The sequence below is a fragment of the Collinsella sp. AK_207A genome, from assembly GCF_902501965.1.
Classification (GTDB): Bacteria; Actinomycetota; Coriobacteriia; order Coriobacteriales; family Coriobacteriaceae; genus Collinsella.
Genome location: NZ_CABWID010000015.1, coordinates 1 through 20,534 on the forward strand (window position 1 = coordinate 1; position 20,534 = coordinate 20,534).

17 protein-coding genes, 1 tRNA gene, 2 pseudogenes and 1 riboswitch are annotated in these 20,534 nt (G+C 63.1%); of the genes and pseudogenes, 9 read left to right on the plus strand and 11 right to left on the minus strand.

Annotated features, from left to right (window positions below; genetic code table 11):
- Positions 1 to 73 (plus strand): annotated as a pseudogene (locus tag GDJ97_RS09825) (hypothetical protein); the annotation flags it as partial.
- 116 nt (positions 74 to 189) lie between these two features.
- Here the strand turns inward: GDJ97_RS09825 and GDJ97_RS09830 are convergent.
- Positions 190 to 318, minus strand: a pseudogene (locus GDJ97_RS09830) (helix-turn-helix domain-containing protein); the annotation flags it as partial.
- A gap of 189 nt (positions 319 to 507) precedes the next feature.
- On the opposite strand from GDJ97_RS09830, the gene GDJ97_RS04880 reads away from it, so the two are divergent.
- The gene (locus GDJ97_RS04880; RefSeq protein WP_152070118.1) at positions 508 to 810 is read left to right on the plus strand and encodes a BrnT family toxin; all 303 of its coding nucleotides are present in this window, start codon (positions 508 to 510) and stop codon (positions 808 to 810) included.
- Positions 807 to 1,010 (plus strand): antitoxin, encoded by a 204-nt coding sequence (locus GDJ97_RS04885; protein ID WP_152070120.1) that lies wholly within the window; start codon positions 807 to 809, stop codon positions 1,008 to 1,010. The genes GDJ97_RS04880 and GDJ97_RS04885 overlap by 4 nt, the downstream gene beginning before the upstream one ends.
- A 336-nt stretch (positions 1,011 to 1,346) precedes the next feature.
- Here GDJ97_RS04885 and GDJ97_RS04890 read toward each other — a convergent pair whose 3' ends face one another.
- Complete coding sequence (locus GDJ97_RS04890; RefSeq protein WP_152070121.1) at positions 1,347 to 1,568, minus strand: hypothetical protein; 222 nt, start codon at positions 1,566 to 1,568, stop codon at positions 1,347 to 1,349.
- 153 nt (positions 1,569 to 1,721) lie between these two features.
- Between GDJ97_RS04890 and GDJ97_RS04895 the strand changes: the two genes are divergently transcribed.
- Entirely contained in the window at positions 1,722 to 2,294 is a 573-nt protein-coding gene (locus GDJ97_RS04895) for a DUF2599 domain-containing protein (protein WP_152070122.1), read from the plus strand.
- A 638-nt stretch (positions 2,295 to 2,932) separates the two neighbouring features.
- Here the strand turns inward: GDJ97_RS04895 and GDJ97_RS09345 are convergent.
- From GDJ97_RS09345 to galE, 5 genes are all read right to left on the minus strand, one after another.
- Positions 2,933 to 3,091 (minus strand): hypothetical protein, encoded by a 159-nt coding sequence (locus tag GDJ97_RS09345; protein ID WP_193221315.1) that lies wholly within the window; start codon positions 3,089 to 3,091, stop codon positions 2,933 to 2,935.
- Positions 3,092 to 4,050: 959 nt separating this feature from the next.
- A tRNA-Gln gene (locus GDJ97_RS04900) sits at positions 4,051 to 4,124 on the minus strand.
- 22 nt (positions 4,125 to 4,146) lie between these two features.
- On the minus strand, positions 4,147 to 5,055 hold the full coding sequence (locus tag GDJ97_RS04905) for a peptidoglycan-binding protein (RefSeq protein WP_193221316.1): 909 nt from the start codon (positions 5,053 to 5,055) through the stop codon (positions 4,147 to 4,149).
- 171 nt (positions 5,056 to 5,226) lie between these two features.
- Positions 5,227 to 6,240 (minus strand): polyprenyl synthetase family protein, encoded by a 1,014-nt coding sequence (locus GDJ97_RS04910; protein WP_152070124.1) that lies wholly within the window; start codon positions 6,238 to 6,240, stop codon positions 5,227 to 5,229.
- A 111-nt stretch (positions 6,241 to 6,351) separates the two neighbouring features.
- A complete protein-coding gene (gene galE / locus GDJ97_RS04915) occupies positions 6,352 to 7,407 on the minus strand; it encodes a UDP-glucose 4-epimerase GalE (RefSeq protein WP_152070126.1) in 1,056 nt (351 codons plus the stop codon).
- A 191-nt stretch (positions 7,408 to 7,598) separates the two neighbouring features.
- On the opposite strand from galE, the gene GDJ97_RS04920 reads away from it, so the two are divergent.
- Complete coding sequence (locus GDJ97_RS04920; protein ID WP_193221317.1) at positions 7,599 to 8,828, plus strand: CHAP domain-containing protein; 1,230 nt, start codon at positions 7,599 to 7,601, stop codon at positions 8,826 to 8,828.
- A gap of 118 nt (positions 8,829 to 8,946) precedes the next feature.
- Here GDJ97_RS04920 and GDJ97_RS04925 read toward each other — a convergent pair whose 3' ends face one another.
- Genes GDJ97_RS04925 through GDJ97_RS04935 form a run of 3 tightly spaced genes read right to left on the minus strand, consistent with a single transcriptional unit; the run spans position 8,947 to position 12,158 of the window.
- Complete coding sequence (locus GDJ97_RS04925) at positions 8,947 to 9,750, minus strand: energy-coupling factor transporter transmembrane protein EcfT (RefSeq protein WP_152070128.1); 804 nt, start codon at positions 9,748 to 9,750, stop codon at positions 8,947 to 8,949.
- The gene (locus GDJ97_RS04930; RefSeq protein ID WP_152070130.1) at positions 9,734 to 11,539 is read right to left on the minus strand and encodes an energy-coupling factor transporter ATPase; all 1,806 of its coding nucleotides are present in this window, start codon (positions 11,537 to 11,539) and stop codon (positions 9,734 to 9,736) included. Before GDJ97_RS04930 ends, GDJ97_RS04925 begins: the two co-directional genes overlap by 17 nt.
- Positions 11,540 to 11,591: 52 nt before the next feature.
- Positions 11,592 to 12,158, minus strand: coding sequence for an ECF transporter S component (locus tag GDJ97_RS04935; RefSeq protein WP_152070132.1), 567 nt, complete (start codon positions 12,156 to 12,158; stop codon positions 11,592 to 11,594).
- 10 nt (positions 12,159 to 12,168) lie between these two features.
- Positions 12,169 to 12,313, minus strand: a riboswitch (FMN riboswitch).
- Positions 12,314 to 12,383: 70 nt separating this feature from the next.
- On the opposite strand from GDJ97_RS04935, the gene murB reads away from it, so the two are divergent.
- Positions 12,384 to 13,334: a UDP-N-acetylmuramate dehydrogenase gene (gene murB / locus GDJ97_RS04940; protein ID WP_152070134.1), complete on the plus strand. Its 951-nt coding sequence runs from the start codon at positions 12,384 to 12,386 to the stop codon at positions 13,332 to 13,334.
- A gap of 87 nt (positions 13,335 to 13,421) precedes the next feature.
- On the opposite strand, the gene GDJ97_RS04945 is transcribed toward murB, so the two are convergent.
- Positions 13,422 to 14,456, minus strand: coding sequence for a DMT family transporter (locus tag GDJ97_RS04945; protein WP_152070137.1), 1,035 nt, complete (start codon positions 14,454 to 14,456; stop codon positions 13,422 to 13,424).
- Between the two features lie 243 nt (positions 14,457 to 14,699).
- Between GDJ97_RS04945 and GDJ97_RS04950 the strand changes: the two genes are divergently transcribed.
- The 3 genes from GDJ97_RS04950 (at position 14,700) to GDJ97_RS04960 (ending at position 20,506) form a co-directional block, all read left to right on the plus strand.
- Positions 14,700 to 17,714: an insulinase family protein gene (locus tag GDJ97_RS04950; RefSeq protein WP_152070138.1), complete on the plus strand. Its 3,015-nt coding sequence runs from the start codon at positions 14,700 to 14,702 to the stop codon at positions 17,712 to 17,714.
- 369 nt (positions 17,715 to 18,083) lie between these two features.
- On the plus strand, positions 18,084 to 20,060 hold the full coding sequence (locus tag GDJ97_RS04955; RefSeq protein ID WP_152070141.1) for a PTS sugar transporter subunit IIA: 1,977 nt from the start codon (positions 18,084 to 18,086) through the stop codon (positions 20,058 to 20,060).
- Between the two features lie 11 nt (positions 20,061 to 20,071).
- Positions 20,072 to 20,506: a PTS sugar transporter subunit IIA gene (locus tag GDJ97_RS04960; protein ID WP_152070143.1), complete on the plus strand. Its 435-nt coding sequence runs from the start codon at positions 20,072 to 20,074 to the stop codon at positions 20,504 to 20,506.
- The last annotated feature ends 28 nt before the right edge of the window (positions 20,507 to 20,534 follow it).

The following is a 20,534-nucleotide window of genomic DNA, read 5'->3' on the forward strand; positions in this document are numbered from 1 at the left end:
GTTCCTCAGCTCCGGGGGCGTCAGGCACAAGTACACGAGGCCGTACAGCCCCTGGCAGAACGGCAAGGTCGAGCGCATGAACCAGACGCTGGCCCGTGAGTGGCAGTACGTGCGGGCCTGGGAGAGCCCCCGGGGCCTGCTCGGACGGTCCGACATGGGCTCCCCGCGCCTCGCCCTCGCGAGCCACTTGCTCGCCGTCTGCCGGCTCACGCCGACCTGCCTGGTGACCTCGGCGACTGGCTCGCCGGCCTCGACGCGCTCGACCATGCGCTCGCACCCTCCCTTGGGCGTGAGCCTTGCGTTAGGATGCCGGGACATGGGAGGGCCCCTCTCGACGCTGCAGACCTAGACAATCCACAGCTTCGCGGGACCCTCCCTGTTTGTCACGTTCCGGGCGTAAACAACCTGTTGGCACTGAACAGCTAACTTTCCCGGCACCGATGGGGTAGTGCCTCGCAGTGTCCGGCCATTCTTGACGAATATTTATTAGATATGTATCATGTAAATATGATTGATAGCGGCTACATAGACTTTGAGTGGGATCCCCATAAGGCCGAGCTGAACGCCGGTAAGCACGCCGTGACGTTCGAGGAAGCGGCGGAATCCTTCTACGACCCCTATGCCCGCACCATCGACGATCCCGACCACTCGGACAACGAGGAGCGTTTCATCCTCATCGGCATGAGCATGTCGGCGCGCGTTCTCACGGTGTCCCACTGCGTGAGGGGGGAAGGACCGATTGTCCGCATCATCTCGGCGCGGAAATCGACGAAGAACGAGGAATGCCAGTATTGGAGGTGCCGGAAATGAGGGAAGAGTACGATTTCAGCGACAGCCGCCCGAACCCCTATATCGAGCGTCTGCGCAAGCCGGTGACGATGAACCTTGACATCGCGAACATCGACTACTTCAAGGCAGAGTCGGCGCGCACCGGCGTACCGTATCAGGTCATCATCAACATGTACCTGACGGAGTGCCGCGAGCAGGGGAAGCACCTAGCGTTTGCGTAGGCAACCTGAAACTGTGCGGCGTAGGGCGGCTGGCGTGCTTCCTATCGCCAGCCACCCTATACCCGGTCAAAGGCGTTCCGGACTTCGTTGTTCATGTTTTCAGCATGGATGTCTATGTCTAAATGATTTGCCTTCCCATCCCCATCAAATAGGATGACATCTGGCGCCGTCTCTATTCCATAGTCCTCTCGGAATGATGCTAGATCGGCATCGGTTTCCGAATATGTGCTATCGAGATAGAAAACTGTTGCCTTTTTATCATCTGCGACCTGCTGTAGAGAGAGGGCTAGTTTTCTGCACCACTCGCATGTTGGTCTCCCCACAAAAAGAATGAAGCTATCTGATGCTGATTTTTTTTTCGTTTATCCCATTGACGTCCAACTCGTTATATCTTTCGATGGCGTTTGCGTATCCGATTAGTTCAAGCTTGAGCAATCCGTCGGATGAATCAAACCCAGGTTCGCCGTGCTCTTCTCTTTTTTGATTGGGTTGCTCGCTGTCGACACTGCTTTTTTGAGCGCATCCCGTAATTGAAGTTCCGAAAAAGAACGCAATCATCAGACATCCAAGGAGCCGCTTGGAGAGGCATGGGAACCGCTTGTCCAAATCAACCATCCCGTCGCGTCTAAGTACGTTTAGAAGCGGGAGTATTTTTTTAAACCGGTATCATAAATTTTATCGGTTTCGACTGGCGAGAATAGGAGGATTGTTATGAAGCGGTTATTGAGTGCCGTAGCGTGCCTTGCGCTTGGGATTGTCCTGGTGATTCCGTCAGTTGCCTATGCCGACGAGACGAGCATCTATGCTCCGTTCGGCAGTTTCGAGGAGCTTTACAACGAGTATATGGATGCCATGGAGAACGGGGATGTTGAACGCCAAGAATGGTTGTTGGATATCGGTGAGTCAAGTCTTGATGCTGAAATAAAGCTCAGTGAGGAGGCCCTGGCGAGCGTTCCGGCCCCTATGTACAATCCAGACGAGATGTATTGGATCAATCAGTTCCCCAAGTACTTCCACTATGGAACGTGGAAGTATGACAGCCAAGGACGCCCCAACTTGGCTTTAGGGCCGATTAACACGGGAATTTGGCTTCCTGCTGATACAGCAAATGGATGGAATGCGACATACACGAAGTTCCGCAACGATTCGCAGTGGAGGAATGAAAACGTTGCGTCCATGAAAGAACAGTTCTATTGCCATGCGCGTCCCATGTATTCGACGGTTGCTGGCGAATGGAATATCGAACCTTGGAAACCGTCTATTAACCCGATTACCTGCAACTAGAAGATATGTCTGCTGTCATCTACAACTCCTTTATTTATCTGGGGGTTGCCTTTGGTTCGGTATCGGTTGCATTAACGATTGCTGGTTTTATCGGTCGTAAGAGATGGCCTAGGAATCGTTCGGTTTTCGCTGTCGTAATCAGTTCGGCCTTTTGCTCGGTTTCCGTCGTGTGCATCGCGTGGTCTATCGTAATGGATGTGCATGATGGTGATTGGCAGTCACTTGTCGACACCGCGTTTTACTGGGCCGTCTGCTGTACTTGCATGGTTGTATTCAACGCGCTTGTTGGATTGGTGTCGCTCGTCAATTCAGCGAGGACAGGGATGTAGTAAGTTGGGGCTGCGCTTACCGCGCAGCCCCTTACTCTCTCAGTAGCGGAATAACAGACATTCAATTGTTTGGTTGTTCGTCCGGTTTTTTGACGGTTCACAGGTTTTCCAGTGACCTGGAGGCAGAAGCTTCCAGGTCAGGTCTTGTTGGGTGATACGGGGTGTGGGGCTTGGCGATCGCTTCCTCCCTGTCCTGCTTCTCCCACTCGCGCAGGCGCTTCGCAGCATCGGCGATGGCAAGTTCCTCAGCCTCGCACTCGGCGACTTTGTAGCCGTAGCGGCTGACCCACGCCGCCAGAGCGTTCCAGTCTATGCGCTTCCAGTCCCCGCCCGGGCGTCCATGATCCCGTTGACGAGGGATTCCGCCATGATGCGGACGAGCTCCCGGATGCTTGCCATCCCGTCATCGAATCCGGGCATCTCGCCCGTGATGTCCGCCTGCCGCCCTAAACCGTCCACGGTGGCCATCGTCCTTTCTTTGAATCCCTTGCTTCGCAATAATAAATTCTGGGCGATGGCCGCTTTTCTAGTGGTCAGACGAAGTGACGCTAACACCAACTTTGGGGACACTTTGGGGACACGATCCATGAGGTGGACTTCATCTCATCATTATTCTCTATGCCGAATGAATTGGGCGGGGACACCGTGAGCAGCACGAGCATAAGGAGGAAGCTCGAAATAAATCATCTACGGCTAATAGCCTTCTTTCTCCTTGATGGTCTTAGATGAGTTGCGAGAAAACGCCAGAGAAGAACATCTCAGCAAGTTCGATTAAGGTGGAAATGAGTATCGCCGCAATAATCATCTTAATAATCAGAGTTCTATTCATGGCCATCACGCGTTCATGCAGCGGTGGTACTCACCTGAATGTGGCGGATATACCGAACATGGGAGAACGAGCCTATTGTTCGGAGGTGCAGGCTTTCCAAGGAGGCGGGTCTTTGCATATTCAAACCAACCGCTCGCTGAATTACCAGTTACTTCAATGATGACCCCGTTGAGGAACTTACGCAAGCAATTGGTTCTATGATCCTGTTCGCCCCTCCTATCATCGATATGAGGGCTTAGAGTGAGCAATTTCAGCTTCATACCTATTGACTGCAATTGAAATCCCCTTCGAACCGCGTTGCCTTGATATAGCAGCTGGGAAGCGATTGCTTCAGATGATATCGACCTACCGTCGTTTTGAATAAAACAAATCGGCGAATGGATATTACTGAAGGTAACCCCACGAAGTCGTACGCGGCGTACCAATCCTGTGCTAAGGAGCGCCCGATCACGGTTTTTGGCGGTTCCAGATTTAAGCTGGGTTCACCCCTCATGCGTTGGGCTGAATGAATGAGGCAAATTTGCGACGGTGGTTTGCGGCATCAGCGAGAAACAAAAACAGGCCGGACACTTCACCATGTCCGACCTGCTAATACCTATGGCTGGGGCAGAGGGATTCGAACCCCCGTAACGGGCACCAAAAACCCGGGTCCTGCCGCTGGACGATGCCCCAAAGCTGCACTAGTGTAGCGTATTTAGGCGCTCAACGCCTCGCAGACGCCGTCCAATAGGCGAATCGCGAGCGTTTGGGCGTCGCTGGAGGTAAAGAAGCCATCCCGCGCCATACCGCCTAGCTCGATGCGCACGTGCGCCGGCTTGTGCGTGCTCGCCGCCACGGCGGTGCGGATGCGCTGGGACAGGTTGTGAACCTCGGCGAGGGCCACGGTTGCCTGGGGCTCGGCGTCCTCGGGTAGTTCGCTGCATGAGAGGGTGAAGACCACGTCGCAGTCGCTCGGAGCGGCGCTCTCGTAGAGGACCATGCCGCTGCCCTCGGTCGTGGCCGAGGCGATGTTCCACATGCGCGAGGCAACGTTGCGCGCGATGGCGTCCTCGCCACCTACGGCGATGTTGACCTGCTCGAGCACGCTGGCCGCGCGCGCAAAGCCGGTGCGGGCCTCGGGCCCCAGCTCAACGACGGACGACTTGCCCGTCCACACGTGGTGCAGGCGGTAGATGTAGTTGAACGTGTCCTGGAACGCCATGCCGTCGGCAAAGAGCCCCACGTTCTCCTGGAACTGCTGCAGCGCCGCCTCGGTATGCGGGCCAAAGTAGCCATCGTCCTCGCCGCAGGCAAAGCCGAGCGTGTTGAGCGCCTGCTGCAGCGCGCGCACGTCGGCGCCATGGAAGTTGGGGAGGCGTAGGTACAGGGTGCGGTCGCCGAGCTTGTACGAGGCGTCTACGAGCGCGCCCCACGCCGGCAGGTCAATCTCGTTGTCGGCGGGAAGATCGTGGCCCGCGCGGAAGTCGCGGACCGCCTGGGCGGTGGTGGAGCCAAAGAGTTTGGCATCGCGCTCGGCGGCGTCGATGGAAAAGCCCAGACCGACGAGGCGCGTCTGCACGTCCTCGACGGCAGCTCCCTGCATACCCTCCTTGATAGGTTCCATTGCGTCCCCTCTCCAAAAGCCCGAGACGTCGGGCGAAAAGCGCAGTAAAGCGAAATCAGTGTACCAATGAGCGCAAACGCAGCGCAGGCGAACCCGTTCGTACGCCGCCTCTTCAAGAAAGAAACCGGAGCGGCGCGCGATACCCTCGCGAGCGCGCGGCGCGCAGGGCGGTTAGGTCAGGCGCTCCACAAAGTAATCCGCCATGCTCATGAAGAGGTCCTTGCAGTGAAGGTCGAGCTCGATGCCGGCGAGGGTTTCCTTGGCCCTGCGGGTGAGCGCGAAGGAATGCTCGCGTGCGAACTCGATGGAGCCCGTCTTCTCGAAGATCTCGACCGCGCGCGCCAGGCGGGCGGGGTCCTCGGTGCCGCTGCGCAGGATGCCTTCCACCTCATCGTGGTAGCGCGCGTCGCTCAGGGCGTGCACGGCTACGAGCGTGCGCTTGCCCTCGGTGATGTCGGTGCGGAAGTCCTTGGTCTTGGTGGCTTCGCGTCCGATGAGGTTGAGCAGGTCATCCTGGATCTGGAAGGCGAGTCCCGTATCCAGGCCAAAGGAGCGCAGCGCCTCAACCTGTTCGTCCGTGCCGCCGCCGATGATGGCGCCGCAGGCGAGCGGCGTGCCGCCGCTGTAATGCGCGGTCTTGAGCGTGGCCATGGTCAGGTAGTTCTCAGGCGTGAGGTCGAAGCGCTCGTCGCGCACCCATCCCAGGTCGAGCGCCTGGCCCTCGATGGTGCGCGTGGTCATGTCCACGAGCTCGCCCAAAAGGCGGATCTTCTTGGCGTCGGTAAGCGAGGAGTCGTTCAGCACGGTGCCGGTGACCAGCGAGAGCGCCAGATCGCCGCAGTTGACGGCAATGCCCTCGCCGTTTGTGAGGTACATGCAGGGCTCGCCGCGCCGCAGCTTGCCGTGGTCGGCGATGTCGTCGTGGATGAGCGCCGCGCTCTGGAAGTGCTCGATGGCCGCAGCGGCGCTGATGGCGTCATCAAACTTGCCGCCCACGGCGAGCGAGGCGAGCATGCAGATGAGCGGGCGATGCCGCTTGCCGGCGTTCTTGGCAAAGTGGGCGAGCGGCTCGTAGAGGTAAGCGTTGATGTCGGCGTTGTCGGTCTGGTTCTCGAATGCGGCAATCAGAGAGCGGTTGATCTGGTCTACGTGGCGGTCGAGAAAACTGGCAAACGGGCTCTTCACGGGAGAGGATCCTCACATCGGGTTGATTACGCACGGGCTGAACGGAAGCGCGCCCGTCGTCGCACGGGGCCGGGGCACCGACGGCGACGGGCGCGCAGATGAGATGACGAATTAGGAGCGGAAGCCGTCGGGGTTGTGGCTCTGCCAGTTCCAGGAGTCGCGGCACATGTCGTCGATGTTGTACTGAGCCTTCCAGCCCATCTCGCGCTCCGCCTTGCTGGCATCGCCGAAGTTCTCGGCGATATCTCCGCCGCGGCGCGGCTTGATTACGTAGGGGAGGTCCTTGCCGCACGCCTTGGAGAAAGCGCGGATGACCTCGAGCACGCTCGTGCCCTTGCCGGTGCCCAGGTTGAAGATCTCAACGCCTTCGCGACCGTTCATCCAGTTGAGGGCGGCAACATGCCCACGCGCCAAGTCCACGACGTGGATGTAGTCGCGCACGCCGGTGCCGTCGGGCGTGGGATAGTCGTCGCCAAAGACCTGTACGGCGGCGAGCTTGCCCACGGCTACCTGCGCCACGTAGGGCACGAGGTTGTTGGGGATGCCCTTGGGGTCCTCGCCGATGAGGCCGCTCTCGTGGGCGCCGATGGGGTTGAAGTAGCGCAGGATGACGACGTCCCACTCGGGGTCGGCCGTGTGGAGGTCGGTGAGGATCTGCTCGATCATCCACTTGGTCCAGCCGTAGGGGTTGGTGCAGGCCTTCTTGGGGCTCTCCTCGGTGAGCGGCAGGCTGTCGGGGTCGCCGTAGACGGTGCTCGAGCTAGAGAAGATGATGGACTTGCAGCCGTGGTTGCGCATGACGTCCACCAGCACGAGGGTGTTCTCGATGTTGTTGTGGTAGTACTCGATGGGCTTCTTCACGGACTCGCCCACGGCCTTGAATCCGGCAAAGTGAATCACGCGGTCGATGCGGTGCTCGGTGAAGATGCGCTCCATGGCTTCGCGATCGAGCACGTTTGCCTGGTAGAAGGTGAGATTCTCGGCAGCGTCCTCGCCCACGATCTGCTTGACGCGCTCAAGCGCGACCTCGCTGGAGTTGGAGAGGTCGTCTACCACGACGACGCGGTAGCCGCCCTGGAGCAGCTCGACGACGGTGTGCGAGCCGATGAAGCCGGCCCCGCCCGTTACGAGGACGCAGGTATCCTGCGGATCGAGGGTTGTTGACATGGGGTTTCTCCCTTCGCGCAAGGGCACGCAAAGTCTGAACGACGTGCCGGAAAGCAGTATACCGCGCAGCCGTGGGGCGAAGCCGCTCGCCGTTGACTGTTCATGGAGATTAGCGTGTCACCCGTCCGTTGGGGTATGCTGGACGTCGGCATCGCCCAGACATATAAACGAAACCATTAAACGGAGTACGTATGTCAAAGCACGCAACCACCAATCGCGAGGAGCTCCTGGCGATTTCTTCTGTTAATGCACCCATATCGCGACGCTCAGTCATGCGAGCGCTCTTTGCCGCCGCCGCCGCGGGCGTGCTGTTCGGCCTGCCGCAGCAGGCCGGTGCCGCTCAGGCGACCAAGGAGACGACGGACGCGCTCGCCGCCGCCCAGGCGCAGTTCGACCAGGTTCAGTCACAGCTGGACGACCTCTCCAACCAGTACGCCAGTCTCTCCGAGGAGCAGGACAAGACGATCGGCAAGATCGAGGACGTCCAGACCAAGATCGACGAGGCTCAGAAGCAGATCGATGCCAAGCAGGCTGAGCTGGAGCAGAAGCAGGAGCAGCTCTCCTCGCGCGTTTCCGACACCTACAAGGGCGGCACGGGAGACGGCCTTGCCCTGGTGCTCTCCTCAACGTCGTTTGAGGAGCTCATCAACAACGTCTACTACGCCAATAAGATCAACGCACGTGATCGGGAGGCCATTCAGGAAGTTCGCCAGATTCAGGACGAGCTGAAGACCCAGAAGGCCGACCTTGAGACCCAGAAGGCCGACCTCGAGAAGCTCAAGGCCAAGCAGGCGAGCCAGCTCGAGCAGATGAAGGCCAAGCAGGAAGAGGTCTCAGACCTGCTGAACGGCCTTTCCGACGAGGTCAAGCAGCTCATGGCCAAGCGCGACGAGGAGCTGCTGGCTTCCGCCAAGGCCGAGGAGGCGGCCGCGGCGGCTGCGGAGGCCGCGAAGAAGGCCCAGCAGCAGCCGAGCGGCGGTGGCTCCTCGAGCGGCGGCGCCAGCAGCGTGACGCCGGGTACCGGCCAGCAGTCGGCCGGAGCCAATGCGCAGCAGCGCGTGGTGAACTCCTGCCACGCTGTTCCGTCCCCCGGCTACGGCCTCTGCGCCGCGTGGGTGAGCTACGTGTTCTCCAACGCCGGCCTGGGTGCCGTGTGGGGCAACGCGTGCGACATGTACAACTCCTGGTGCACCAGCTCCAACAAGAGCGCGTTGAAGGTGGGCATGATTATCGCCGTCTCCACGCACAGCCGTACGTCCGCCGGCCGTATCTACGGCCACGTGGGCATCTACGTGGGCAACAACACCGTGATGGACAACATCGGCTACATCCGCAGCATCAACGTGGACTCGTGGATCTCGTACTTCGGCACCACGGTGACGCCGCGTTGGGGTTGGGCGAACGGCTTGGTGCTCGGCTAACCCGTCGAGCCGGGGCCCCGGATTGGGTGCGGGCGTTCGTCGGGTGCGCGATATATGCGATCGAAGGGGTGGCTTGCCACCCCTTTTTCATGTCGAGCCGAGCCGGACGACGGGATCGTTAGAGCATCAGCCGCAGCGCGATGAGCACCGCAAGGTAGGCGAGCGTGAGTGCGATGAAGGGCGCGTCGCGACGGGCGTTGAGTTTGAGCACGTGGTAGTGCGTGCGCCCGTGCCCGGTGTAGCAGCGGGCGTCCATAGCGCGTCCGAGGTTGTCGGCGTGGCGAAGCGCGCTGGCAAAGAGGGGTACCACGAGCGGCACGCAGGCCCGCGCGTACGCGAGGGCGCTCTTGCCCTCAAGATCAGCGCCGCGAGCGATCTGCGCCACGACGACGTTGTCCGCCTCGGTGGCGAGCGTGGGCACAAAGCGCACCGCGATGGACATGGTGAGCGCCGCTTGGGTTACCGGCACGCCGAAGCGCTCCAAGGGCTTGAGCAGACACTCGAAGGCATCGCAAAGCGCGGTGGGCGTGGTGGTGAGCATGAGCAACCCGCCCGCAAGCAGCAACAGGAAGAATCGCGTGCTGTAGAGGACCGCTGCCCAGAGTCCGTCCCGGTGAATGCTGAGGATGCCCAGGTGCAGGGTAACCGGTCCGGTCCGCACAAAGAAGAGGTTGAAGAGCGAGGTGAAGACCAAGAAGAACGCGATGGGGCGAACCTGTGCGAGCAGGCGGCCGAAGGGTACGCGCGCAGCGGCGATAGCAGCCGTTACCGCTGCTGCGGCGAGCGCGAGCGTGGCCGGCGTGGCGGTGAAGAAGCAGCTCACCATGAACGCGAGGGAGCCCACGAGCTTAACGCGGGGGTCGAGCCGGTGAATGGGGGAATCGGCGGAATAGTACTGGCCGATGCTAACGCGCAGCGCCATGGCGGGCCTCCTCTCCGGTCAGCGCGCAAACGAGCTCGTCGAGGGTGAGGGGGAGCGCGGTGAGCGGCTCGGGATTTCCCGCAGCGGCGAGCGCCCGGGCGAAGGCGAGGGCCGCGGGCACGCCCGGCAGATGCTCGGCGGTGGCGAAGACCTCGTGCGGGGTGCCGTCGGCCACCTTGCGGCCATCCTCGAGGGCCACGATGTGGTCGGCGAGCTCGGCGGCGTCGTCCATGGAATGCGTGACGAGCAACAGCGTGGTGCCCCGGCGCTTAAGGTCGAGCAGGAGCTTGCGCACGGTGCGGCGGCCTGCGGGGTCGAGCCCGGCCATGGGCTCGTCGAGTACCAAGATGGGCTGGCGCATGGCGAGGATGCCGGCAAGCGCCACGGAACGCTGCTGGCCGCCCGAGAGGGCGAAGGGAGAGCGCGTGAGCAGCTCGTCGGTAACGGGGAGACCCACCGCGGTGAGCCCCTCCTCCACGCGAGTGCGGACTTCCTCCTCGGAAAGCCCGAGGTTGCGGGGGCCGAAGGCAACGTCGTCAAAGACGGTCTCGGCGAAGAGCTGGCGTTCGGGCAGCTGGGAAACATAGCCCACGCGGGAGCGCAGGGCACGGCGCCGGGAAAGGTCGCCGGTGCCGATGCCATCCACGACCACATGTCCCGAGCTGGGAGCCTTGAGGGCGCAGGCGAGTTCGACAGTGGTCGACTTGCCGGAGCCCGTGCGGCCTACGAGCGCGGTGAGCGTGCCGGGGCGCACGGCGAACGAGAGGTCGTCCACGGCGAGCGGGCCGACCTCTTTGGACGCGCGGCGCTGCCAGAAGTGCGGCTTCTTGCGCGCCGAGCGGGCGCTGGCGTAAGAGAACGAGACGCGATCGAAGGCGAGGGCGGCGCCAGGGCCGGCGTGCGCCTCGGCAACGCCGGTTTCCACATGCTCCGCTGCGGGCGCACCGTTCTGACCGTGCGAGCACGTTGAAGCGAGAGCGCGGACCAGCTCATCGGTATCCGCGGTGAGGGGAACGTCCCGGCCTGCCGCGCGCAGGCGGTCGGCGAGCTGCAGCCTAAAAGGCAGCTCGAGTCCGAGCTGCTGGGCGGTTTCTTGCTGCTGGAATACCTGTTCGGGTGTTCCTTCCAGCGCCACGCGGCCGCGTTCCATCACGATGACTCGATCGGCCTCGAGCGCGTCATCCATGAAATGCGTGATGTGCACGATGGTGATACCGCGCCGCGCGAGCGAGTGGATGATGCCCTGGATTGCGCGGTGGCCTTCGGCGTCGAGCATGGCGCAGGGTTCGTCGAGTACCAGGATGCGCGGCTCCATGGCGAGCGCGCCGGCGATGGCGATGCGCTGCTTCTGGCCGCCGGATAAGTCGGCCGGATCGGCGTGGGCAAGGCGTGCCATGCCCACGGCTTCGAGAGCGTTGTCCACGCGCGCGGCTATCTGGGGTGCCGACACGCCGAGGTTCTCCGGGCCAAAGGCCACGTCATCGGCCGAGATGCTCGTGACCATCTGGTCCTCAGGATGCTGGAAGACCATGGCAACTTGGCGGCGGATGGCCGGGGCATCCTCAGACGCGGCGGAATCAAGGCCCAGGACGCGGACGGTGCCGGCGCTGGGCACGAGCAGCGCGTTCAGCATCTGGGCCAGCGTGGACTTTCCCGATCCGTTGCCGCCGAGGATGCATACGTGCTCCCCGGCGTGGATAGAAAGGGATACCCCGGCCAGCGCCTCTGCGGCGGCACCGGGGTATGAGAAGCGAACGTTGTCGAGGCTGATCAGAATGTCTTCGTTCATCGTTCCAAAAAAACAGGGCGCCCTCCGCGGGGAAGGCGCCCTTGGGTCGAGGCTAGGCGTGGCTCAGGTTACCGTCGTGCGGCGCACCCGTCTGAGCGGTAAGAACGTTCATGCAGGGGGAGAGGAGCACCTGGCCGGCAACGACCGTGATGGCCATCTTGAGCGCGTTGAAGGGCAACAGGATGGGGATGATCATGGCCACGACCTGCTCAACGCTGACTGCGCTGTAGAGCGGCGTGATGACGAGGTTCGCCGCGCAGGAAGCGATGATGGCGAGGATGGCACCCACGGCCATGCCCGCCACGGAGCCTGCGCGCGTACGACCGGAGCGATCGTAGATGAGCGCCGAGGGAATCACCAGGCACAGCGTGTTGAGCACGCCCATGAGCGCGCCAAACGGGTCGAGGAACATGTCGGGCACCCACGAGAGGATGGTGACGCCCGCGCCGAGCTGCGGGCCAAAGGCAAGCGCGGCGATCAGGCAGACGATGCCCGACGGGTCGAACTTGAGGTAGGGCGCCGCCGGGAAAATGGGCACCTCCACAAAGCGGATGATGAGTGCCGCGGCCGTGAAGAGACCGGCGAGCGCGATGCGCTTGGTGTTGATAGAGCTGTTCATAGTGAAGAAGCCTCCGTTTCTTCCTTCCGGACTGTAACCGTCGGCCCTGGAATCTCACCAGGTCAGCCGCTCTTCGCGGGTCGCGGGCTCCTGGCATCGCATGGACGCGGCCAGTTACCGCCGGTGGGGAATCTCACCCCGCCCTGAAACATTGCGTCATCAATATACCCCTTTGGGTATAGTCAAGCCTGTGCGTTTTATGACAATTTGGCACCGGAGGTTTCCATGCACGAATACGACGGCTTTTCCGACGAGGTCCTGTGCGCGCTCGGCGCGGCGGCGGGCGAGGACGACGTGCTCATGGTGGAGCCCATGCGCGAGCACACCACGTTCAAGATCGGCGGCCCGGCCGACGTGCTGGTGACGCCCCATACGGACGAGGCGCTGGTGAAGGTGCTGAACATCTGCTCCATCGCGGAGTCCCCGGTACTCGTGGTGGGCAACGGCTCCGACCTCCTGGTGAGCGACCGGGGCGTGCGCGGCGCCGTGGTGCTCCTGCGCGACAACTATGCGGGTATCGAGGTGGACGCGGAGCGCGGCCGCGTGACCGCCCAGGCAGGAGCCCTGTTGCGCGACGTGGCGATGGCGGCGGCCGACGCCGGCCTCGCGGGCTTGGAGCCGCTCTCGGGCATCCCCGCCACGGTGGGTGGCGCGTGCTTCATGAACGCCGGCGCCTACGACGCGCAGACCTCCGATGTGCTCGAGTCCATGCGCGTGTACGTGCCGGGCGGCGTGGGCGAGAAGGGCTTCGTGCGTGAGCTTCCAGCGGAGGAGCTGCACATGGGCTACCGCAAGAGCCGCGTGGCGGACGAGGGGCTGGTGGTCATCTCGGCCACGTTCAAGCTGGTGCCGGACATGCCGGCGAGCATCCGCGGCCGCATGGACGAGTACCAGCGCCGTCGCGAGGAGAAGCAGCCGCTCGAGATGCCGAGCGCGGGCTCCACGTTCAAGCGTCCGGCGGGGCACTTCGCCGGCAAGCTCATCCAGGATGCGGGCCTTGCCGGAGCGAGCGTGGGCGGAGCGCAGGTCTCGACCAAGCATTGCGGGTTCGTGGTCAACACGGGCGGCGCCACGGCGGCCGACGTGCGCGGGCTGATCGAGCACGTGCAGGATACGGTGTTCGAGCAGTTCGGCGTGAAGCTTGAGCCCGAGGTGCGGATGGTCGGTCAGTTCTAGGCTTCGGCGGTGTCGCCTCGTCCACTTGGGGCGGCGCCGCGTGCGGCCGGCGGGAGTCGGCTGCCTGCACGCTTCGGCGCGCAGCAGCTAGACCGTCAGGAACACCATCACGATGATGAGCGCAAAGCCGGCGATGTCCGTTGGCGCGAACACGGTGCCCAACGTGACGGCGCTCGTGATGGTGGCCGAGATGGGCTCGATGGTGCCGAGCAGGCTCGCGCGCATGGAGCCCACGTCCTTCACGCCCTGCATGTAGAGCAGGTAGGCGAGGAACGAGCCGATGACCACCAGGCCAAAGAGCGCCAGCCAGCCGTCGGTCTGGAGCGCCGGCACGTTTTGCCAGGGATGCACCACCAGGCTGGACGCAACGCCCGCCGAGAGCATGGCGGAGCCGGTGACGATGTTCGAGCCGTAAACGGGCAGGATGCGCGCGGGCAGGATCGCCATGGCGGCGGCGCCCACGGCGCAGAGGAGTCCCACGGCAATGCCTGCGGGCGGGATGGAGAGGTTGTCCGGATTGCCGCCCGTTGCCAGCAGGTACGTGCCCGCGAGCGCCAGCGCGATGCCCAGCACCTCGCGGCGGCGGGGCGCGCGCCTGCCGCGCAGGCAGGAGACGGCGAGGATGATGAGCAGCTGCAGGCACTGCAGGACGGTGGCGGTGCCGGCGTTGGTCAGGCGCACCGAGGCAAGGTAGAAGAACTGGTTGAAGAGTACGCCGCCCGCGGCAAAGATGAGCAGCTCGCGGCGGTGCGTCGGGGTGGTCCAGAGCTTGATGAGCCGCGCGCGGTCAAAGATGAGCGCGATGATGATGAAGAGCAGGCCCGAGAACACCTGGCGCACGCTCATGAGCCAGGCGGTATCCACCTGATAGTGCTCAAAGAGGTAGCTCGCGCAGGTGCCGGAGAACCCCCAGAAGGTGCCGCCGACGAGCGTGGCGATCGTGCCCGCGATGAGCGTGCGGGCTTCCTGGTCGTTGAGACGCTCGCGCCAGGTGCGCCGCGCGGCGCGGGAGGCGGCGTCCGTGCCGGCGCTCGGCATGGCGGAAGGCTCTGCGGCTGCATCCGTGATGGACTTTGTATCCGTGGCTCCTTCAACAGCCCCCGCAACCGTCAGTTCTGCCATGACGTCTAGCCCCGCCCCGTTCGGTACCCCTGTGTGCGCCCTCACCATATCGCATGCGCAACGGTGCATAATCGAGGGTGAAAAAGTCGGTTTGCCCAGCTAAAGCACGCGCTGGGCAAACGGTTGCGCAACGTGTGCAAAGCGTGAACGGGCAAGGGGAGCGCGCTCCGTCAGTTCCGTGCGTTGCCGCGGGGACCTTTGGGTAAGCTAGGGGGCGTGAACGCGACCGAGAAGGAGACCCCTATGTCCGATACCCCTGCGCGCGACCGCGCGGCCGCCCTGTTGAAGCCCGCGATCGAGAGCGGTGAGACCCTCCATGGCTTCGTTGTGGAGCGCACGGAGAGCATTCCCGAGCTCGACGCCGACGCCTACGTGCTCCGCCACGTTGGCTCGCGCGCCCGCTTGCTCTACCTGGCCTGCGAAGACGAGAACAAGGCCTTCGCCATCGGCTTCAAGACCCCGCCCACGGATTCCACGGGCGTCTTCCACATTCTCGAGCACTCGGTGCTCTGCGGATCCGCCAAGTTTCCGGTGAAGGAACCCTTCGTGGACCTCATCAAGAGCTCGATGCAGACCTTCCTGAACGCCATGACCTATCCGGATAAGACCGTCTACCCCGTGGCGACTACCAACGAACAGGATCTCCTGAACCTGATGGACGTGTACCTGGACGCGGTGCTGAATCCGGCCATCTACACCAAGCCGACGATCTTTCAGCAGGAGGGCTGGCACCTGGAGCTGGACGAGCCGGCGGAGGGCGGTGGGGCCACGTCTGCCGATGTTGCGACCGCGCACGTGAACGGCGTGGTCTACAACGAGATGAAGGGCGCGCTCTCGGACCCGACGAGCGTGCTGGACGACGCGGTGAACGAGGCGCTCTTCCCCGATACGGCGTATTCGTGCGAGAGCGGTGGTGACCCCAAGCATATCCCCGAGCTCACCTACCAGCACTTCCTTGATACCCACGCGCGCCACTACAACCTGGCGAACAGCTACATCACCCTCTACGGCGACCTGGACGCGGATCGGGTGCTCGGTTTCTTGGACGAGCGCTACCTGTGCGACGAGGTGCGCGCCCGCGATGCCGAGGCGCGGCGCGCGGCGGCGCCCGACGCGGCCGAGCTGGACCGCGCGGTAGCTGCCGGTCCCAACCCGCTGCCCTGGCAAAGGCCCGTCGTCTGCGAGTACGCTCGCCGCGAGATGCCCACCACGCCCGAGAACGCGCTCGTGGGCCTGGCCTACGTGCTCGGCGGCCGCGGCGCGCTCGACCGCAAGCGCGTAATCGGCGCGGATATCCTCTTCGAGGCGCTGCTCGGTTCCAACGAGGCGCCGGTGAAGAAGGCGATTCTCTCCGCGGGGCTCGGCGGGAACGTGCTGAGCTATACCGAGGCGTCGGTCCAGCAGCCGTACGAAATGATCGTGCTGCAGGGGGCACATGAGAATGTGGCCCGCGAGCTGCGCCGCCTGGTGGAGGACGAGTGCCTCCGCCTGGTGGGGGAGGGCATTCCGCGCAATCGCCTGGAAGCGGTGATCTCGAGCAACGAGTTCGACCTGCGGCAGCGTGACTACGGTACGGCCGACGGCGTGGTCATCGCCTGCGATGCGCTCTCCACGTGGCTCTACGATGACGATGCCGCCACGCTCGCACTTGGATACGGGCCGGTGTACGCGGAGCTGCGCCGCGAGCTCGACGGTTCGTACTTCGAGGACCTGCTGCGCGAGATCGTGCTCGAGAGCGACCATTTCGCGCTCGTGGACCTGGTGCCCGTGGAGGCTGCGGACACGGGCGAGGCCGGCACCTCGGTGGAGGTTGCGGATGCGGCACAGGTGGAGGCGAACGTGGCCGCCTTGCGCGCCGCTCAGGAGGCGGAGGACACGCCGGAGGCCCGCGCCACGCTGCCGCGCCTGCACGTGGCGGATATCGGCCCCGCGCGTCCGGAGCCCGCGCTCACCGTGGACACCACCGCGCCCTTCACGTGCCTGAAGCACGATATCCCCACGCGCGGGCTGGCGTACGCCGTGTGGTACTTCGACCTTGCGCACGTGAGCTTTGCCGAGCTGCCCTACGTCTCGGTGCTCGCAGGTCTTATGCAGCAGCTGGCCACCGAGCGCCGCAGCGCCGCGGAACTCGACAGCTATATCACCGCGAACCTGGGCTTCCTCTCGTTCAGCGCCACGGTCTTCCCCCAGCCTGATTGGCGCTTGGCCCGGCCGAAGCTGCAGGTTGCTGCCGGCGCGCTGTCCGAGAAGCTGGACCGTCTGGTGGACATTCCGCGCGAGGTGTGGGCCGAGACGCTCTTTGACGACGAGGCGCGCGTCCGCGACGTGCTCGCGCAGCAGAAGATCGGCTTGGAGCAGGCGTTCCTGAACGCCGGTCACCAGGCGGCGCTCAGTCGCGCCATGAGCTACGTCTCGCCTGCGGCGGTGGTGAGTCAGCAGCTGGGCGGCGTGGACTACTACCGCTTCCTGCGCGATATGCTCGAGCACTTCGACGAGCGCTGGGACGATCTGGCGGCTCGCCTGCGCGACCTGCAGGCGCGCATCTTCACCTCGAGCGGCCTGACCGTGAGCTTTACCGGCACGGATGAGGATTACGCGCGCTTCTGGCAGCTGGGCGGCGATTTTGGCCTCGCGCCGCGCACGGCGCCCGCCAAGGAGCTCATGGTGCCCTGGCCCGAGTCCAAGAGCGAGGCATTCGTGATTCCGAGCGACGTGTGCTTTGCCGCCCGCGCGACCGATCCGCGCGTGCTGGGCGTTCCCGCCAACGGCACGTGGAGCGTGGCGAGCCAGGTACTCTCATACGATTACCTGTGGAACGAGGTGCGTGTGAAGGGCGGTGCCTACGGCTGCGGGTTCCGCGCGCAGGCGGACCGCCAGCTCGCGTTCTACACGTATCGCGACCCGGCGATCGATCCCTCGCAGGAGCGGATCGCGCGGGCGGGCGAGTGGCTCGCCGATTTCGACCCCGATCAGGATGCGTTCGAGGGCTTCATCGTGAGCTGCACCGCGGGCTTCGACGCGCCGCTCAAGCCCTACGCGCTCATGAAGCGTCAGGACGGCGAGTTCTTCGCGCGCCGCCCGGCGGGCTGGCGCGAAGAGCTGCGCAGCCAGGTACTCGCGGCAACGCCCAAGGGTCTGCGCGCCCTGGCGCCCGAGGTCACCCGCGTCGCCGCGGAGGCGCCGCTTTGCGTGTTCGGCGGCCGCAGCGTCATCGAGGCGAGCCAGCTCGATCTGAACGTGGTGGACCTGCTGGGTTAGCGGGGCTGGGCGAGCTGGCGTCGCATGACGGCGCCTTCTCCCTTTTCATATGTGCAGGCCGACGCGTCTGGACGGCGAGAGCACTGGCCGTCCAGGCGCGTCTCTTGTTTTTTGGTATTGACACGCTGCCGTGGAGGGGCTTGCTAACCCCCTTTCACTCCCCCTTGCGGTGCCAGTCATGAGCTTTGGCTTTACGACGGCTCCAGTTCAATTGGCAGGGCGTGCGGACTTCGATATGCCCGCCGTCGTCTGTGGGCCGGCGTCAATTCATTGGAAACAACCTAGTCAATTTCTTGCCGGGACTAGAACCCCGTTCTTGTGTTGAGGGTGTGGAGCGCTCCTCGCAAGATATGGAATAGGAGGTGCGATGTGATCGAGTTGACGAGAAGACAACGGCAATGCCTGCAGTTTCTCTGTCGTCGCGAGGCCTTTGCCACGACGGATGAGATAGCACGGCATCTTTCCGTCTCTGCTCGCACCGTGCGCACAGAGCTGAATGTCGTGGACGCCTTTGCGCGCGAGCACGGCTGCGCGCTCGAGCGCGTGCCGGGCAGCGGTGTTCGCATCGCCCCCGACCAAGGGGATCGCGCGGCGCTGCTTGCCGCCATCGAGACCGCCGAAGGTCATGCCTACAGCGTAGACGAGCGTGTCGTCGTGGCGCAGATGATGCTCATCGTCAACCCCGTCGTTCGTTTCCAAGACATCGCAGACTACTGCCGCGTGAGCCGTCAGACCGTGGTCGCCCACTTTGGCGATGTCGTCGACTTCTTCGCTCGGAGCGGCGTTGAGGTACAGAGCGACTCAGGCGTGGGGTCTCGCGTTTCTGGGAACGAGATGGCTATCCGCCGGTGCTTCATGAGCCTGATTTCGAGCGCTCAGTATGGTCAGCTCGCCCAAAGCGTCGCCTTCGACTGTCTGGGCGAGGTTCACATAGCGGCGGCCGACCGAATCATCGCCCGTGTTGAGAAGCTCAAGGGCGTCTCATTCGCGGATCCGGCGCAGCTTTGTGCGATCGTCGCCTTCATTCTGGACCGGATCGCGCGCAACGCCACCGGCGGCGGAGCGAACGACGAGTCTGCCACTGGCGCTCTTCGCGTCCTGCGCGGAACGGACGATGCGAGTATGCGCGCCCTCGCCGACGCCCTTGTTGCAGACGTTCCCTTTGAGTTCGAGCGTCTCTTCCTGGCTTCCGTGTTCCTCGCCCAGCGCACGACGCGTGTGGCGGAGGACACGCTCGCGCGGGAGGACGACCAAGAGGATGTGGCGTTTCGCATCTCACGCGACCTTATCAATGCCCTATCGGAGCTCCACGTGAGGTGCGATGAGCCGCTTCAGCATCTCATCGATGGCTTGACGACGCATCTGCGTGCCGCCATATGGCGCTCGCGCAACGGAATTCAGATCAAAAGCCGTGTGCCCATTCAGGTTATGTCCTCTATCCCATTGCTGTTCGACTTCGCGCGGCGTCAGATGGGCCTCATGGAGGAGAGGTACGGCATCAGCCTGAACGAGAGCGAAGTGGCCTATATCGCCATGTACCTCGATACCATCTACGAGACGAGTATGCGGAGCATCGTGCGCCTGAAGGTCCTCTTCGTGTGCTCGTTTGGCCTGGCGTCAAGTTCCATTCTCATGATGCGTCTGGCTCATGCCCTTGGCGAGTGCGAGGTGGCAGGGCCCGTTACCATCGATGAGGCGCGCTCCTATCTGGCAGATCACGATGTAGACCTGGTTATCTCGACCAATGACGTGAGCCTGGGCACAACGGCGGTACTGACCGTGGATCCGCTGTTGAGCAACGCCGAGCTGGACAAGGTGAAAAACCGCCTTATGCAGTCCTCTTATTCCAAGATGTGCGCGCAGTTCCTCCATGCTTATACCAGCACCGCTGAACCTCAGGGTGCTCGGCATACGGTGCGCGAGTACGTCGATCCTCAGAACATCCAGGTTGGTGTGGCCTGCGACGACTGGCGAGAAGCCATCCGCATCGCTTCGGCACCGCTGCTGAAACAAGAGCTTATCGAGCAGCGATACGTAGACCGCATGATCGGCGCCGTGGAGGATTTCGGCCCCTACATGGTGCTGACTCCGGGCACTGCCTACGTGCATGCCGGCGTGAACGACGGCACGTTTGCCAACTGCGTTGCCATTTGCGTGCTCGCGCGCGAAATACCCCTTGGCCCCGCCAACGAAAAGCGTATCCGCACGATCATCGTGCTGGGCATGCACGACAAGAACCGCAGCGATTTGCTGAACCTCGCCCCCATCTTCGAGCGCCCCGAGACGATTGCCGCGCTTGAAGACGGCGGACTGAACGTGGATGACGTGTTGGAACTTCACACCTGAGAGGAGGATGTATGGAAGAAATCATTGCAGAGGATGGCATTCAGGTTGGGTGTACGGCCGATTCCTGGGAAGAGGCCATTCGTATCGCTGCTCAGCCGTTGCGTGCGCGCGACTCTATCGAGCCGTCGTATGTCCAGCGGATGATTGATGCCGTCAACACGCTTGGACCCTACATCGTCATGATGCCGGGCCTGGCCATGGCGCATGCGGCGCCGGGTTCGGACGTGCTGGTGAGCGATCTCTCACTCGCAAAGTTCGACCGGCCTGTTGATTTTGGTAGCGACAAAGGTCCAGTGGAAATCGTGATGTGTCTGGCCTGCAAGGACCGCGAGGCGCATATCGCGCGCCTATCGCGTATCGCCGAGAAGCTCATGGACGATTCGTTCTTAGGTCGAATGTTGGCCTGCACTACGACGACCGGGCTGTACGAGCTCATCAATGGGTAGGACGGGCCGATTGCTGAGCGGCGAGCGT

What these genes read in the sequence shown, in the direction of transcription:
- GDJ97_RS04880 (WP_152070118.1), top strand. Translation starts at nt 508, where the DNA reads ATGATTGATAGCGGCTACATAGACTTTGAGTGGGATCCCCATAAGGCC.
- GDJ97_RS04885 (WP_152070120.1), top strand. Translation starts at nt 807, where the DNA reads ATGAGGGAAGAGTACGATTTCAGCGACAGCCGCCCGAACCCCTATATC.
- GDJ97_RS04890 (WP_152070121.1), bottom strand. Translation starts at nt 1,568, where the DNA reads ATGATTGCGTTCTTTTTCGGAACTTCAATTACGGGATGCGCTCAAAAA.
- GDJ97_RS04895 (WP_152070122.1), top strand. Translation starts at nt 1,722, where the DNA reads ATGAAGCGGTTATTGAGTGCCGTAGCGTGCCTTGCGCTTGGGATTGTC.
- GDJ97_RS09345 (WP_193221315.1), bottom strand. Translation starts at nt 3,091, where the DNA reads ATGGCCACCGTGGACGGTTTAGGGCGGCAGGCGGACATCACGGGCGAG.
- GDJ97_RS04905 (WP_193221316.1), bottom strand. Translation starts at nt 5,055, where the DNA reads ATGGAACCTATCAAGGAGGGTATGCAGGGAGCTGCCGTCGAGGACGTG.
- galE (WP_152070126.1), bottom strand. Translation starts at nt 7,407, where the DNA reads ATGTCAACAACCCTCGATCCGCAGGATACCTGCGTCCTCGTAACGGGC.
- GDJ97_RS04920 (WP_193221317.1), top strand. Translation starts at nt 7,599, where the DNA reads ATGTCAAAGCACGCAACCACCAATCGCGAGGAGCTCCTGGCGATTTCT.
- GDJ97_RS04925 (WP_152070128.1), bottom strand. Translation starts at nt 9,750, where the DNA reads ATGGCGCTGCGCGTTAGCATCGGCCAGTACTATTCCGCCGATTCCCCC.
- GDJ97_RS04930 (WP_152070130.1), bottom strand. Translation starts at nt 11,539, where the DNA reads ATGAACGAAGACATTCTGATCAGCCTCGACAACGTTCGCTTCTCATAC.
- GDJ97_RS04935 (WP_152070132.1), bottom strand. Translation starts at nt 12,158, where the DNA reads ATGAACAGCTCTATCAACACCAAGCGCATCGCGCTCGCCGGTCTCTTC.
- murB (WP_152070134.1), top strand. Translation starts at nt 12,384, where the DNA reads ATGCACGAATACGACGGCTTTTCCGACGAGGTCCTGTGCGCGCTCGGC.
- GDJ97_RS04945 (WP_152070137.1), bottom strand. Translation starts at nt 14,456, where the DNA reads ATGGCAGAACTGACGGTTGCGGGGGCTGTTGAAGGAGCCACGGATACA.
- GDJ97_RS04950 (WP_152070138.1), top strand. Translation starts at nt 14,700, where the DNA reads ATGTCCGATACCCCTGCGCGCGACCGCGCGGCCGCCCTGTTGAAGCCC.
- GDJ97_RS04960 (WP_152070143.1), top strand. Translation starts at nt 20,072, where the DNA reads ATGGAAGAAATCATTGCAGAGGATGGCATTCAGGTTGGGTGTACGGCC.